The organism is Oribacterium sinus (assembly GCF_963537195.1).
Lineage (GTDB): Bacteria > Bacillota > Clostridia > Lachnospirales > Lachnospiraceae > Oribacterium > Oribacterium sinus_A.
This window is the reverse complement of record NZ_CAUTEG010000003.1, coordinates 1-13,142: the sequence shown is the minus strand read 5'-3', so window position 1 is coordinate 13,142 and position 13,142 is coordinate 1. Positions and strand designations below refer to the sequence as shown.

Annotated in this window: 15 protein-coding genes; 9 read left to right on the top strand and 6 right to left on the bottom strand. The window is 42.7% G+C overall.

What is annotated here, in order from left to right; all coding sequences use genetic code 11:
* Positions 1-10 precede the first annotated feature (10 nt).
* Positions 11-175 (bottom strand): hypothetical protein, encoded by a 165-nt coding sequence (locus RYL27_RS00970; protein WP_314964571.1) that lies wholly within the window; start codon positions 173-175, stop codon positions 11-13.
* A 243-nt stretch (positions 176-418) separates the two neighbouring features.
* On the opposite strand from RYL27_RS00970, the gene RYL27_RS00965 reads away from it, so the two are divergent.
* The 4 genes from RYL27_RS00965 (at position 419) to RYL27_RS00950 (ending at position 4,581) form a co-directional block, all read left to right on the top strand.
* A complete protein-coding gene (locus RYL27_RS00965; RefSeq protein WP_314964569.1) occupies positions 419-1,777 on the top strand; it encodes a dicarboxylate/amino acid:cation symporter in 1,359 nt (452 codons plus the stop codon).
* A 773-nt stretch (positions 1,778-2,550) separates the two neighbouring features.
* On the top strand, positions 2,551-3,102 hold the full coding sequence (locus RYL27_RS00960) for a C-GCAxxG-C-C family protein (protein WP_040649634.1): 552 nt from the start codon (positions 2,551-2,553) through the stop codon (positions 3,100-3,102).
* A 9-nt stretch (positions 3,103-3,111) separates the two neighbouring features.
* The gene (locus tag RYL27_RS00955) at positions 3,112-4,026 is read left to right on the top strand and encodes a TDT family transporter (RefSeq protein ID WP_007158263.1); all 915 of its coding nucleotides are present in this window, start codon (positions 3,112-3,114) and stop codon (positions 4,024-4,026) included.
* A gap of 168 nt (positions 4,027-4,194) precedes the next feature.
* A complete protein-coding gene (locus RYL27_RS00950) occupies positions 4,195-4,581 on the top strand; it encodes a VOC family protein (protein ID WP_040649632.1) in 387 nt (128 codons plus the stop codon).
* A 159-nt stretch (positions 4,582-4,740) separates the two neighbouring features.
* Here the strand turns inward: RYL27_RS00950 and RYL27_RS00945 are convergent, their stop codons facing one another.
* A complete protein-coding gene (locus RYL27_RS00945; protein ID WP_007158261.1) occupies positions 4,741-5,922 on the bottom strand; it encodes a M20 metallopeptidase family protein in 1,182 nt (393 codons plus the stop codon).
* Between the two features lie 17 nt (positions 5,923-5,939).
* The gene (locus RYL27_RS00940; protein WP_040649630.1) at positions 5,940-7,241 is read right to left on the bottom strand and encodes an ATP-binding protein; all 1,302 of its coding nucleotides are present in this window, start codon (positions 7,239-7,241) and stop codon (positions 5,940-5,942) included.
* Positions 7,242-7,718: 477 nt separating this feature from the next.
* Here RYL27_RS00940 and RYL27_RS00935 point away from each other — a divergent pair, with 477 nt between their 5' ends.
* Positions 7,719-8,984 (top strand): replication-associated recombination protein A, encoded by a 1,266-nt coding sequence (locus RYL27_RS00935; RefSeq protein WP_314964558.1) that lies wholly within the window; start codon positions 7,719-7,721, stop codon positions 8,982-8,984.
* A 334-nt stretch (positions 8,985-9,318) separates the two neighbouring features.
* On the top strand, positions 9,319-10,173 hold the full coding sequence (locus RYL27_RS00930) for a hypothetical protein (protein WP_007158257.1): 855 nt from the start codon (positions 9,319-9,321) through the stop codon (positions 10,171-10,173).
* Positions 10,174-10,307: 134 nt separating this feature from the next.
* On the opposite strand, the gene RYL27_RS00925 is transcribed toward RYL27_RS00930, so the two are convergent.
* The 3 genes from RYL27_RS00925 to RYL27_RS00915 are packed head-to-tail and all read right to left on the bottom strand — an operon-like array spanning position 10,308 to position 11,180.
* The gene (locus RYL27_RS00925) at positions 10,308-10,511 is read right to left on the bottom strand and encodes a hypothetical protein (RefSeq protein ID WP_156778176.1); all 204 of its coding nucleotides are present in this window, start codon (positions 10,509-10,511) and stop codon (positions 10,308-10,310) included.
* A gap of 26 nt (positions 10,512-10,537) precedes the next feature.
* Positions 10,538-10,984, bottom strand: a complete 447-nt coding sequence (gene dtd, locus RYL27_RS00920; protein ID WP_007158255.1) for a D-aminoacyl-tRNA deacylase — start codon at positions 10,982-10,984, stop codon at positions 10,538-10,540.
* 19 nt (positions 10,985-11,003) lie between these two features.
* The gene (locus tag RYL27_RS00915) at positions 11,004-11,180 is read right to left on the bottom strand and encodes a DUF4250 domain-containing protein (RefSeq protein ID WP_007158254.1); all 177 of its coding nucleotides are present in this window, start codon (positions 11,178-11,180) and stop codon (positions 11,004-11,006) included.
* Between the two features lie 220 nt (positions 11,181-11,400).
* Here RYL27_RS00915 and RYL27_RS00910 point away from each other — a divergent pair, with 220 nt between their 5' ends.
* From RYL27_RS00910 to RYL27_RS00900, 3 genes are all read left to right on the top strand, one after another.
* Complete coding sequence (locus tag RYL27_RS00910) at positions 11,401-11,703, top strand: hypothetical protein (protein WP_007158253.1); 303 nt, start codon at positions 11,401-11,403, stop codon at positions 11,701-11,703.
* On the top strand, positions 11,681-12,004 hold the full coding sequence (locus RYL27_RS00905) for a type II toxin-antitoxin system RelE/ParE family toxin (protein ID WP_007158252.1): 324 nt from the start codon (positions 11,681-11,683) through the stop codon (positions 12,002-12,004). Before RYL27_RS00910 ends, RYL27_RS00905 begins: the two co-directional genes overlap by 23 nt.
* 102 nt (positions 12,005-12,106) lie before the next feature.
* Positions 12,107-12,796: a helix-turn-helix domain-containing protein gene (locus RYL27_RS00900; RefSeq protein WP_314964550.1), complete on the top strand. Its 690-nt coding sequence runs from the start codon at positions 12,107-12,109 to the stop codon at positions 12,794-12,796.
* The last annotated feature ends 346 nt before the right edge of the window (positions 12,797-13,142 follow it).

The window sequence follows — 13,142 nt, the reverse complement described above, 5'->3', positions numbered from 1 at the left end:
GAAACTCCTTTCAACGCTTTTTGTATTTCATTACAGTCATTACAGCCATTACAGCCATTACTTTCATTACCGTCATTACTTTTATTACCGTTATTATAGCATTACAGCCATTACTTTCATTACCGTCATTACTTTTATTACTGCCGGTGCTTAGCTTTCTTACACTACGATACATATCTTACTCCATTTTTTGAAAAAGAAATAGAGTGAGAAGAACTGTGAGCAGAAGAGCAGGAAAATGTTTGAAAAAGCTTCCGCAAATTTTTTCTTGCAAAAAAAAGTATTTTGAATAAAATATTAAAAGTAGTATAAAAATGTAATAATTTCACTAATCATATCAGTAAAATACGGTCTTTCTTTGGCGGAAATGTCGTAAAAGTGGAGTGTAAGGGTGATTGGTTGAAAGAAGGGAGAGTCTATGGGAGAGAGCAAAGAGACAGTAGAGAGCAGCGGGACTATGCCGCAGAGTAGAGCAGACTTAGGGAGAGAAGAAGGGAGAGAAGACGGCTCGAAACAGAGTCCGCAAAAAAAGGGAGGGTTTGGAGCCTATCAGGAACCGTTGCTTCTCCTGCTTTTTGTAACAATAGGCGCTATTTTGGGATTGGTATTTCGGGAAAAGGTAGCCTTTTTAAAGCCGGTGGGACAGATTTTTTTAAACCTTTTATTTACCCTGCTGGTGCCCTTGATTTTCTTTTCCATTTCCGGTTCCATTGCCAATGTATCGGATACCAATAAGGTAGGAAAATTGCTTTTTTACCTGATTCTTATTTTTGTCAGTACGGCTGCGATAGCGGCGGTTTTGATGTTTACCGTGGTGCATTTCGTGGGGCTGGATACCCGGTTGAACTTAGTGTCGGAAGCCGTAGAGGAAGTAAAGAAAACGGATATGGCCAGCCAGATTGTAGATATGTTTACGGTTTCCGATTTTCCCCTGGTCATCAGCCGTGCCCATATCCTGCCTTTGATTATCTTTTCCATCTTTACCGGAATGGCAGTATCCCTAATGGGAAAAGAGGGAGAGTATGTAGCCAATTTTCTGAACCAATGGTCCAAGGTCTTTTATAAGATGGTTTCTCTTTTAATGAAGCTGGCCCCCATTGGAATCGGAGCCTATTTTGCGGATTTAACCGGAACCTACGGCATTGACTTGATCAAAACCTATGGAAGAGCCTTACTTACCTTTTACCCCACGGTTATCGTATATTTCTTCCTTTTCCTTGGCTTCTATGCGTTTTTGGCAGCAGGCCCCTGGGGAGTGAAAAATTTCTTCCGTGTAATTTTCCTTCCGGCATTAACCGCATTGGGAACCAGAAGCTCTGCAGCAGCCATTCCTTTGCAGTTGGAATCCTGCGATGACTTGGGAGTACCCAGAGAAATTTCCTCTGTAGTTATCCCCACCGGAGCCACCTGCCACATGGATGGCGCATGTCTTGCGACAGTGTATGAGATTTTATTGGTTTCCGCTCTTTTCGGCCATTCCTTCCACGGCATAGGAGATTACCTCTATGCGATAGTGGTGTCCGTAGTGGCCAGTGTGGCGGTTTCCTCCGTCCCCGGCGGTGGAGCGGCTATGGAAACCATGATTCTTGCCGCCTTCGGTTTTCCTCCACAGGCCTTGCCTATGATGCTGATGCTGACTCAGCTCTTTGACGCCGGATGTACCCTGTTGAACTCCTGCGGCGATACGGTAGCTTCCATGCTGATCAGTAGAATCATGCTGGGAAAGGATTGGTATAAGAAGAAGGAAAACGGAAAGCTTTCCTCTGAAAATGCCTAAAAGCAGATAAAAGTTGGCTAATTCTCCTTCTGAAAATGCCTAAAGGCAGATGAAAAACCGGTTAAACCGACTTCTGAAATAAGCCGGCAAGCAACGAAAAAATATACTGTTTTAAAGCAGAAAAAGTACGGTATACTTCATTTATATCTATGCATAAAATGGATTTATGCAAAAAGCTCAAATTGATAATTATTTTAATGAAGAAAACAGGATAAAATGCCCAAATAGGATTGAAAAAGAATTGACAAGCCAGGAGAAATAGGGTAGAATTGCCTTACTCGAATTGATAAGGATTCGACCTAAAAATTGGCGAACAGGTTTAATCGACCCTTACTACTCTATACAGCAGAGAACCCGACGGAAACGCCGGGTTTTTTGCTGTCTATGGGGAAATATAAGGATTTTCCCAAAAGGAGTCAGAAAGAAAAGAAAAAGGTCTTATGCATAAGAAAAGAAAGTTTATACAATATATCTTAAAGCTTAATTATAGTAAAAACGCATAGAACAGAGAGTTTTATAAGAATTCAAAATTAGACTTTAACCATTCCCTTAGATAAAATAGATGCGGTCGGAGAAGAATACTCATCATTGTCTTTCCTCAAAATCACTTTTCCGAGAAACAGAAGTGAGCGTAAAACATTTTCCTTTCATAGACCGGAAAGAGCCTATCAGAAGGGAAATTTTTTTTATCCCGATAAGCGAAAGAAATTTCTTCAGGGAGATTCTGTTTACTGAATTCAATGTTGGAAAGACGTCATAAAAGGAGAAAAAACATGGAGTCTATTGTTACTTATCATGCAACGAAGGTAAGCCCTCAGGAAGTACAGAGAAAGGCAGAGGAGCAGTATGCCGGCGGATATTTCTGCTGTGAGGCGGTAATGTCCGTAATCCGTGACGCTTTCCAGGCTGATGTTCCGGAGTCCGTTATTGCCATGTCTTCCGGTATGTCTATCGGAGCAGGTCGTTCCGGCTGTATGTGCGGAGCTTTAAACGGCGGAATCCTTGCCCTTGGTATGTTCTTCGGTAGAACAACACCGGACGGACCTAAGGATCCAAAGGTAAATGCTTTAATGGCATTGTCCAAGGAATTACACGATTGGTTCAGAGACTCCAACGCTAAGCATGCCGCTTGCTGCCGTGTTCTTACCAGAGGCTTTGATATGGCAGGTGGAGAGCATAAGAAGCAGTGTATTGCTTTCACAGGACTTTGCGCCGGAAAGGTTGCAGAGATTCTTTGCAGAGAGTTAGGAGTTGAAAATGTTGATTCCGAGCCTATTAAGGGTCTGGAAGCACCTTACCTTCCACCTGTAAAAGAAGTGGTATAAGGAGGAAGTATGGAAAAAATCAAAAGAGTGCCCTTGGCTATTTCCGGTGTGATTTTGGGAATGGCGGCTTTGGGAAATTTATTACAGTCCTACGGTGAGGGGATTCGCCTGATTTTTGGAGGAGTAGCCTTTGTACTGCTCCTTCTTCTTCTGTGTAAGGCGATTTTCTTTCCGCAAGTACTCAAAGAAGAATTCAGCAATCCCATTGGCGCCGGTGTTACCGCCACTTTCCCCATGGCTTTAATGCTGTTTTCCGTGTATGCAAAGCCCTTTGTTCCGGGCATTGCCTTTCCCTTATGGTGTGTAGCCATCCTGCTACAGATTCTTTTACTTCTCTATTTCACCAAGACCTACGTTTTACACTTTGAGGAGAAAAATGTCCATACAGTATGGTACATCGTTTATGTGGGAATCGTAGTGGCATCCCTTACTTCTCCTGCTTATAAAATGCAGGCTTTGGGACAGGGAATCTTTTACTTCGGCTTTATCGCCCTGCTGATTCTTTTGGTGGTGGTTTCGAAACGTTATCTGAAAATGCCGGTACCGGAACCTGCAAAGCCTTTAATGATGATCTATGCAGCACCTATGGCTCTTTGCACTGCCGGCTATAATCAGGCATTTGCGGAGAAGAATCAGGGATTTGTACTCTTCTTACTGGCAGCAACCTCAGTGATTTACCTTTTTGCCCTGGTAAAGAGCATTTCCTTCCTGAAGCTCCCCTTCTACCCAAGCTATGCAGCCTTCACCTTCCCCTTCGTTATTTCCGCTATTGCTACAAAGCAAAGCGTGATGGTTTTAGGGAAAATGGGAATGAGCCTTGCCTTCATGCAGCCGGTGGTTTTACTGGAAACCATCATTGCCGCAGGCTTTACCATCTATGCCTGCCTGAGATTTTTGGAGCATATCTTCCTAAAGAAGGCTTAATATAGAAAGTCCCTTTGATAGCCCCGTTAGTTTCTCCTATTTGTTTCTAAAATTCTCTTTATTCTTTGGAGAATTCCTTGTCATTGAAGTTTTTCTCTGTTATCCTAAGGAAACACTTGCGGAGATGGACAGACAGATTAGTTGAAGGACAACGGAAAAGGGGAAGCAATGAGCGATTTTTCATTTAATCATTTTAATTTTAATGTACTGGATCTGCAGAGAAGTTTGCGCTTTTATGAGGAAGCTCTGGACTTACATGAATTAAGCAGAAATGAGCAGGATGATTTTATCATCGTGTATCTGGGAGATGATTCTACGGATTTTCGTTTGGAGTTAACCTATCTAAAGAATAGAACAGAAGCCTATGACTTGGGAGAGCAGGAGTTCCATTTGGCTCTTAGGACTGTGGATATCGGTGCGGCCCATGACCGGCATGAAAAGATGGGATGCATTTGTTTTGAGAATCACGGCATGGGAATTTATTTTATCGAAGATCCGGATGGATACTGGATTGAGATAATTCCGGATAGAACCAAGCCTATTACTTGGCGATAAGGTAAGAATAAAGAAAGCGACTTCTAAGGGATTTTCCCAAGGAAGTCGCTTTTTGCATTTTTAACGAGTATCGCTCGCGTAGTGTGCGGTATCTCGTTTATGAGTTTTACGTTATGTGGTAACAGAGCTAAAATTTATAAAATCAAAGATTTAAGGTGATTATTGTCCTTTTAGAAAAACTTCCGCCAGAGCCACGAAAGCAGCGCTTCCCTTCCAAAGAACATCCTCATCCACGGTAAACTTGGCATGGTGGTGGGGGTAATCGGTTCCCTTTTCCGGATTGGAGGAGCTTAAAAACAAAAAGCATCCCGGAACGCTCTGCTGGTATAGGGCAAAGTCTTCTCCGATCATACTGGGCTTGTCTATGTGGGTCAGGAGCTTATCCTGAAAAACTTCTTTGAGGCAGCCCTGCGCCAATGCAGTCAAATCCGAATCATTGGTAACAGGCGGTGCACCGAAGTCCATGGTGAGGCTTACGCTTCCTCCAAAGGCCTTGGCAGTATTTTCTGAAACTTCCTTGATACGCTTGGCCAGTCTTTGCCGCACATCTTCCTGAAATGCCCGGGTGGTGCCTTCAATCCGTACGCCGGAAGGGATGGCGTTATAGAGTTCCCCGCCATGAATCAGGCCGATGGTGAGAATGGCAGGCTCCGTTCCGGCAATTTCTCTGGAGGGAATCGCCTGCAAAGCCAATACAATATGGGCGGCAATGTTGATGGGGTCAATGCCTTTCTCCGGAGTGGAGGCGTGACACCCCACACCCTGCACCTCCAGGATAAAACGATCATAGGACGCCATTACCGGGCCGGGGACACAGACTATAGTACCACTGGGAATATCCTTGCCTAAGATGCTTCCGATATGCATGCCGAAAATGGCATCTACCCCTTCTAAAGCGCCTTTTTCCAGCAAAACAGTAGCCCCCTTTGCCTGCTCTTCAGCGGTTTGAAAGAGAAAACGAATTTCTCCGCTCAGCTCCTCTCGATGGGGATAGAGAACTCGTATAGCGCCCAACAGCATAGCCGTGTGGGCATCATGACCGCAGGCGTGCATACAACCCTTATGCTCGGAACAAAAGGGGAGCTCAGTATCTTCTGTTATGGGCAGGGCATCCATATCCGCCCGTAGAGCCAAGACTTTTCCGGGATGCTTTCCCTTTAAAGTAGCGATAATACTGCTGTCCTTTTCAGAAAGCCGATAGGGAATGCCGATTTCATCTAATTGATGAGTAACATACTCTCGTGTTTTTGGCAAATGAAAGCCAAGCTCCGGTATTTTATGCAAGTCCCTTCGCATGGCAATAATCTTTGCTTCTATACTTTTGCATTCTTCCCACCACATACATTTTCCTTCCCTTCTTATAAAAATATCGCCATATAGAGGGGCATAGATAGAACGCCTCCTTCTTCGCCAATGTTTCCGTCATGAAATTTATAAGCTCTGGAAACATGCTTCTGATTTATCAGCCGGTTTAAAGAATTTGCTCTACTCTGTCCGCTTTTGACCTCGATAGCCCAAATTTCTCCATCTTTTTGTGTTAAAAAGTCAATTTCTTTTTTACTACTTTCGTTTTTGTAAAAATAAAGGGGGAGTTCTTTTTTGATGAGCATATCCGCTATTAGGCATTCATATAAGCCTCCTTTTGTATTGGCCAGGAGGGTATTTTCGATAATATGCTGTTTCAAACCGAAATCTTTCATGGCAATCAGTAAAGATAAATCTGTAGTGTAGGCTCTAAAAAAATCCTCTCTGGCATAGTCGGAGAGATCGTACTGCACGTCTGTCACTAATTTAGAAAGGGAGACCATATCTGCCGAAAAGAGCCAGTCAATGCTGGAATAAAATTTCTGTGCCCTTCCTCCTTTTTCCACTTCCTTGTATTGAAATTTATGATTTTCTTTGTCCAGAACTTGCCTTCCTAAAGATAAAAAGCATTTTTCCGCTTTGACTTTTTCATCAGACCGAGCGTAGTGGGCAATATCATAACGAAAGCCCATCAAAAGCTCTTTTTGTATTTGATCTGCGATTCGAAAATCCTGATGTTCCATAAAGTTTGCCAAGACTTCGGGCATTCCTCCCAGGGCGAGATATTCTCGTAAATAGGACATCATGGTATTATGAATAGCTTCGGCTACCGGTGTCTTCCTTATAAAGAGAGTTTTTAAATCAGAAATCAGATCTTCCTGAATACCCTTTGCCCATAAAAACTCTTCAAAGTCTAAGCCGAACATTCGCAAATACTCTACATATCCTACCGGATAGGAAGAGGCTCTTTGGTAATCTATGCCAAGGAGGGAACCGGAGGCGATAATATCGAACTGCCCATCCAAGGTCCAGAATTTTAAAGAAGTGATAGCTTCCGGACACTCCTGAATTTCGTCTAAGAAAATGAGGATTTCTCCCGGGATAAATTGTAAGTTGGGATAGCGAAAGCGCATGGCGGTAATCATGGAAGCAACAGTTAAATCTCCGGTGAAAATAGAGCGATCGGAGTTGCTTTCTTTGAAATTAATATACAGCATCTCTTTATACGCGGATTTCCCAAATGCTTGAACGGCATAGGTCTTTCCCACCTGCCTTGCCCCAAGAACCAATAAAGATTTTTTCTTTTCCTGTTTTTTCCAATTCCACAATTGACTCATCACTTTTCTCTTTAACATTCTTTGCTCCTCTTTTGCAAATATAGCCACATTTTGGAATGAAATTTCGTGAGGGAAATCTATGGCTGTTCTATAAAAAGCTTGAAATCTTCCCCCAATATTGTCGACTTGATGTTTTTTATTCTAAAATGTTGATAAACGGATATTTTTACCTTCTAAAATGTTGATGAATGGATATTTTTTCTTTCTAAAATGTTGATACATCAACATTTTATCCTTCCCAAATGTTGATGTCAAATCAAAAGTAGGAGCTTTGGGGTGATTCTATAGACGAAGCTTCAGATTAAGGAGGAGATTAACTACACAAGGACACTCAACCAGCAACAAATCAGCTTAGGAAGATAAGCTTGTGGAAGCAAGGGGAGCAAGCTACAATAAAGCCTAGAAGTACAAATTATAGCAGTATATTAATCAATCACTTTGCTTTGCAAAGCAGTTTATTTCAACAGTATTGCATCTCAAAAAGAAAGGATAAGCATGGATATCTTTAGCTACCAGGCAGAGAAAAATAAAGAGAAGATGGCGCCCTTAGCCGCCAGAATGCGGCCAAGAAGCTTGGAGGAAGTGGTGGGGCAGGAGCATATTTTAGGAAAGGATAAGCTTTTATCCCGTCTGATTCGCTCAGACCAGCTGCATTCTCTTCTTTTTTTCGGACCCCCGGGAACGGGGAAAACCTCTCTTGCCAAGGTAATTGCCAACAGTAGCAAGGCGGATTTTATCCCCATCAATGCCACTACCGCCGGAAAGAAGGACATGGAAGAGGCGGTGGCAAGAGCCAAGGAAAACATGGGAGGCTACGGCAGAAAAACTATCTTGTTCGTAGACGAGATTCATCGCTTTAACAAGGCGCAGCAGGATTATCTCCTGCCTCATGTGGAGGAGGGCACCATCATTTTGATCGGGGCAACCACGGAGAATCCCTACTTTGAGGTGAATACCGCCCTGCTTTCCCGCTCCCAGCTTTTCGAATTGCATTCTTTAAAGAAGGAAGATATTGTAAAGCTATTGCAAACGGCGACACAGGATAAGACTCGGGGAATGGGAAATTATAATGCGGTGCTGGAGGAAGAGGCTTGTACCTTTTTGGCAGAGCATGCCTTCGGAGATGCCAGAGTTGCCTTAAATGCTTTGGAGCTTGCGATTCTTAGTACCAATCCTTCTGCAACCGGGGAAATCCGCATCACTAAGGAGGTGGTGGCGGAATGTATGCAGGAGAAGCTTCTTCGCTATGACGGGGAGTCGGAGCATTATGACACCATTTCCGCCTTTATCAAATCCATGCGAGGCTCGGACCCTCAGGCGGCGGTATATTATCTTTCGAAAATGTTGCAATCCGGAGAGGATATCCGCTTTATTGCCAGACGAATCATGATTTGCGCATCGGAAGATGTGGGAAATGCGGATCCCCAAGCCTTGGTTTTGGCTACCAGCGCCAGCCTTGCGGTGGAGAGAATCGGCATGCCGGAGGCCCAAATCATTTTGTCCCAAGCCTGTACCTATGTGGCTTCTGCCAAAAAGTCCAATGCCTGTGTAAAGGCCATTATGTCCGCTAACGAAGTGGTTCGGGAAAAAGGGAATTTGCCCATTCCTTCTTATTTAAAAGATGCCCACTACGCAGGGCACGAGCAGCTGGGACGGGGCATAGGCTATAAATATCCCCACGACTATCCGGGACACTATGTGGAACAGCAGTATTTGCCCAGTGAAATTAAGGACATGATTTTCTACGAGAGAGAAGAATAGTCTTATGCGTAGGGAAGAAAATCCGATAAACGTCTTCCTCCGTCAAGGAGAAGCGGGATATCCCTGCATTTCAGGAAGAGAATTGCACGGTTTCTAAAACCATCGTCACCAAAGAGGGATAGCTCTGCACGTCAGGAAGAGATAAGCTTTAGAAAAAATCATGAAAAAGATGTGGAATTCCCTGCATTTTCTTCGTATTCTTTAAGAAATAAGACAGAAAAAGGCAATACTATATTCCCATCTATCTGTTAGTATGAAAATGTTCCCAAAGGCGGAACAGTAGACATTTCTGCATTTGACCGTAAAGAAGCGGAAATACAGTAGGAGGACAACTATGAAAAAAGCGATTTTGATTACCATGGCAGGACTTATGATTTTTGCAGCAGGCTGTGGAAAGAAGGCAAGCCAGGAATCAAAGGCGGCAGCAGAGGAGCCCAGCTCTGAAGCATTATCGGAGAATAGTCTTAGTGCCAAGATACAGAAGATTGAAGAAGGAAAGTTAACGGTAGAAACCGGAGAAGGAAAGGTTTACACCTTTGACAGCAAGGGCGCTAAGCTGGATCCTACCTGGGATCTTATGGCAGGAGACGAGGTGGAGATCGGCTATGAGGGCACAGAGCCTCAGGACGGCATGACGATTAAAACGGTAAGCGTATCCGTTCCTTACGAGTTTACTACAGAGGATTTCAATGACGAGTCCAATCTTTACGGCGAAATCACCGCAGTGGACGACAAGAGCATTACCGTAAAGGAAATTCCCGACTTCCGTGAGGCGGCTACCCAGGGAGAGGATACAGAAGGCAAGAAGTACGGCGACACCTTCGTTTTCCAAAGACCGGCATTTGAGCTGGATCTTACAAAGGAAGGCTTGGGCGTTGGCAAGGAAATCAGCATTTACTACCTGGGAGATGTGAAGAACAATCCGTTGGCTTTCTATACCATTACCGAGGATGCGCTGGAAGAGGAAGAGGCCAACAACCTTCAGATTAAGGGAACCATCGAGAAGGTAGACGGGAACATCGTTACCTTAAAGTGCGATGACAGCCACAGCTTCCGTTTCACCACAGACGGTAACGCGGAGGTGAATAAGACCGCTACGGAAAATGTTGGGAAGCCTGTAGTGGTGACCTACAGCACCTCTCTTCGCGCCAGAGTTTCTGTAGCAGAGGGAATCAAGGCGGCAGAGTAAGGATTGGGGCTTTGGTGAAAGGGTTTTAAAAATGTTTAAAGCCCGGTCGAAAAAGAGAAAGAAAAATAAAATTTAGACATGAAAATGAAAAAGGCAGCCGGAGGGAAGCAGAATTCTCTCCGGCTGCTTTTGGCTTATTCAAATATATCCTCATAGCTTTGAAATTCCGCTTTACCTTCAGCCACCAGCTGTGCTTCATGAAGCATAGCTTTTATGCCATTTGGAATTTCATTTTTTATGGCATAAAATTGCTTCTCAAGCTCTTCTCCCGTGAAACCTTGTCGAAGCAAGTCGTCAAGAATTTCTTTGGAGAAGTCCCAATTATCCTCTTTTTGCAAAGTATTCATAAGGAACTCCTTTTCGGCTATTGCGCCTCACTATCATACATAATGGTAAAGGGACCATCATTGATTAAAGCAACCTGCATATCCGCACCGAACTGCCCATGGGCAAGAGGCATTCCCTGTTCCTCCGCCTTTTTACAAAAATACTCATATAAGGCATTGGCATGGTCAGGTGCTCCCGCATTGATAAAGCTTGGACGGTTTCCCCGACGGGTATCCGCATAGAGGGTAAACTGGCTCACCACCAAAAGGGATCCGGAAACATCCCGAATGGAAAGATTGGTTTTTCCATTTTCATCCTCAAAAAGACGGGCATCCAAAACCTTTTTCAGCATCTTATCCGCCACTTCCTCCGTATCGGTCTGGCTTACCCCAAGAAGAATCAGATAGCCCTTCTCAATGGCTCCGATGACATTTCCCGAAACGGAAACACTGGCTTCTTTCACTCTTTGTACTAAACAACGCATAAAACCTCCTTAGGCTATCTTAACGAAATTGCTTTTGGCTTTCTTGATATTCAAAGCCTGCCGCCTGTAATTTTTGGCAAAGCTCATCTTTATTCAGCTGTAAATCCAAGCACAAATCTTCTAAACTATTGTATTCATCCCTTAATTTCAGATTGATGAAACTAAGCAAGATAAAAGGATCCTTGGGGATATCCATGACTGCTCCTTTCTTTTGGGAGGGAAAATGCTTCCCTGATAAACGAAGACTATCATAGCATAAAAGAGAGGGAAGGGGATAAAGGATTTATTATGTTAATTATAAAATTAAAAACTAATATGATGCTGAATATAACATTAAATTAGACATGTAATATATTGTTTGATTCAATAATTAATATTATACTATATATGAATATAAAGCAAAAAGGAGAAGGATTATGCCAAATATAAAGCCGATTTCTGATTTAAGGAACTATGCTTCTGTATTAGAGACTGTTGAAGTTGGGAAACCATTGTATTTAACTAAAAATGGACGGGGCATGTATACCGTTATGGATATGAAAGAGCAGGAAGAACAGCAAAAAAAAGCTGAGCTTTATGATCAAATGCAAACGAAATTAGAGCTAATGCATGCGCTAATGGAAGGAAAAATATCCGGAGAAAGAGAAGGTTGGGTTTCTGCTGAAGAAGCAAAGGAGATGCTGAGGAGAGGTAGAGATGCAAAGGATTCTTCGCTATAGTAAAAAGGCAATCAAAGATATACAGGCAATAGGGGATTATATTGAGTTTGAATTGTGCAATCCAAGTGCAGCAGCGCAGATTGTTCAGGGAATAACGAAGAAAATAGACAACTTATTACTGTTTCCGGAAATTGGAAGTAAGGTGGATTTTGGATATGAGATGGAATATATTTTTCGCTATGTAAAATATAACAACTATATGGCATTTTATCATTTGGAAAAGGAGATTATATATATTGATAGAGTAATGTATGCAAAAAGGGAGTATATTCCGATACTGTCTAAGTATAATTCTACGTAGAAAGAAATAAACTATCGAAATTCGTCATACCTAATTCTACAAAATCCATCTATGCTTTCCTCATAAGCAAAGTTAACTGATACGAGAAAATGAGGAAAGACCATGGGCACAGGCAAGGGAAATGAGAACATTCCTTGGATTTATAGAGGCATAGATTTTCAGACTTTGGGAAAACAAATCAAAAAATATCGTGTGTTAAGAGGGCTTCGACAAAGCGATTTGGCGGAGCTCATTTTTAGTACGACAAACACCATTTCCAGGATAGAAATAGGCGGAATCGGATGCAGTCTGGAGAATCTTTTGCGCATTGCTGATGCCCTGCAGGTAAGTCCGGATGCCCTGCTCTTTGGGAATTTCAATCCCATGTACAGCCGTTTTTATCCCTATTTTTGGGACATGAAGGAAGAGATTTTGCGGAAAATGGAGGAGAACCTTTCAGAGATTTTCAAGGAAATATCCTCAAAGGAACAACTGACCTTTGTAGAAAGAGATTTTCAGAAGTGGCTGAAAATGACGAAGCAGAGCCGGGAAGAAATGGAGTCACAGGCGAAAGAGCAGTCAGAAGAAGAGCTTCACTATTCGGTAGAGGATTATTTATTTTCTGCTACAAAGTTAGCCGATCCGGAAGAGAAAGTTGTGGAAGAGACTCCGGAGGAGGAGAAAAAGACCAAAGCCCAGCTTCGGAAAGAGGAAAGGGCGAGACAACGGGAAAGTGCAAGAAAGGAAAAGCAGCTTACCCAGGAAGAACAAAGACAGAGAGTGCGGAAAGATGGAGCAAGGAAAAAGAAGTAGTATAGGGAATCCATAGAGTTGGAAATGCGAAATATATCGAACTTGTTACATGGTGTTGAACTGGAAGTTCAAAATCTCTCGAGTTGAAAAAGTGAAATCTATCGAACTGGAAATTAAAAATCCATCGAATTGTAAATCCAAAATCTGTCGAATTAGAAATCCAAAATCTATCGAGTTGTAAATGTAAAATCTATCGAATTGAAATTTACAAATCTCTCGAATTGAACTATAATCACAGGAAATATTGTGGAGGGTAGGGCATGAGAAGAGACTTATATCAGACAAGAATTATTGATGATTCTGTAGAGACTTATCTAAAGACCTTTGGTGCAGTTTGCATTGAAGG

Excerpts from the sequence above, each read along its gene's own strand:
- RYL27_RS00970 (WP_314964571.1), bottom strand. The coding sequence starts at position 175 with ATGTATCGTAGTGTAAGAAAGCTAAGCACCGGCAGTAATAAAAGTAAT.
- RYL27_RS00965 (WP_314964569.1), top strand. The coding sequence starts at position 419 with ATGGGAGAGAGCAAAGAGACAGTAGAGAGCAGCGGGACTATGCCGCAG.
- RYL27_RS00960 (WP_040649634.1), top strand. The coding sequence starts at position 2,551 with ATGGAGTCTATTGTTACTTATCATGCAACGAAGGTAAGCCCTCAGGAA.
- RYL27_RS00955 (WP_007158263.1), top strand. The coding sequence starts at position 3,112 with ATGGAAAAAATCAAAAGAGTGCCCTTGGCTATTTCCGGTGTGATTTTG.
- RYL27_RS00950 (WP_040649632.1), top strand. The coding sequence starts at position 4,195 with ATGAGCGATTTTTCATTTAATCATTTTAATTTTAATGTACTGGATCTG.
- RYL27_RS00945 (WP_007158261.1), bottom strand. The coding sequence starts at position 5,922 with ATGTGGTGGGAAGAATGCAAAAGTATAGAAGCAAAGATTATTGCCATG.
- RYL27_RS00940 (WP_040649630.1), bottom strand. The coding sequence starts at position 7,241 with ATGTTAAAGAGAAAAGTGATGAGTCAATTGTGGAATTGGAAAAAACAG.
- RYL27_RS00935 (WP_314964558.1), top strand. The coding sequence starts at position 7,719 with ATGGATATCTTTAGCTACCAGGCAGAGAAAAATAAAGAGAAGATGGCG.
- RYL27_RS00930 (WP_007158257.1), top strand. The coding sequence starts at position 9,319 with ATGAAAAAAGCGATTTTGATTACCATGGCAGGACTTATGATTTTTGCA.
- dtd (WP_007158255.1), bottom strand. The coding sequence starts at position 10,984 with ATGCGTTGTTTAGTACAAAGAGTGAAAGAAGCCAGTGTTTCCGTTTCG.
- RYL27_RS00915 (WP_007158254.1), bottom strand. The coding sequence starts at position 11,180 with ATGGATATCCCCAAGGATCCTTTTATCTTGCTTAGTTTCATCAATCTG.
- RYL27_RS00910 (WP_007158253.1), top strand. The coding sequence starts at position 11,401 with ATGCCAAATATAAAGCCGATTTCTGATTTAAGGAACTATGCTTCTGTA.
- RYL27_RS00905 (WP_007158252.1), top strand. The coding sequence starts at position 11,681 with ATGCAAAGGATTCTTCGCTATAGTAAAAAGGCAATCAAAGATATACAG.
- RYL27_RS00900 (WP_314964550.1), top strand. The coding sequence starts at position 12,107 with ATGGGCACAGGCAAGGGAAATGAGAACATTCCTTGGATTTATAGAGGC.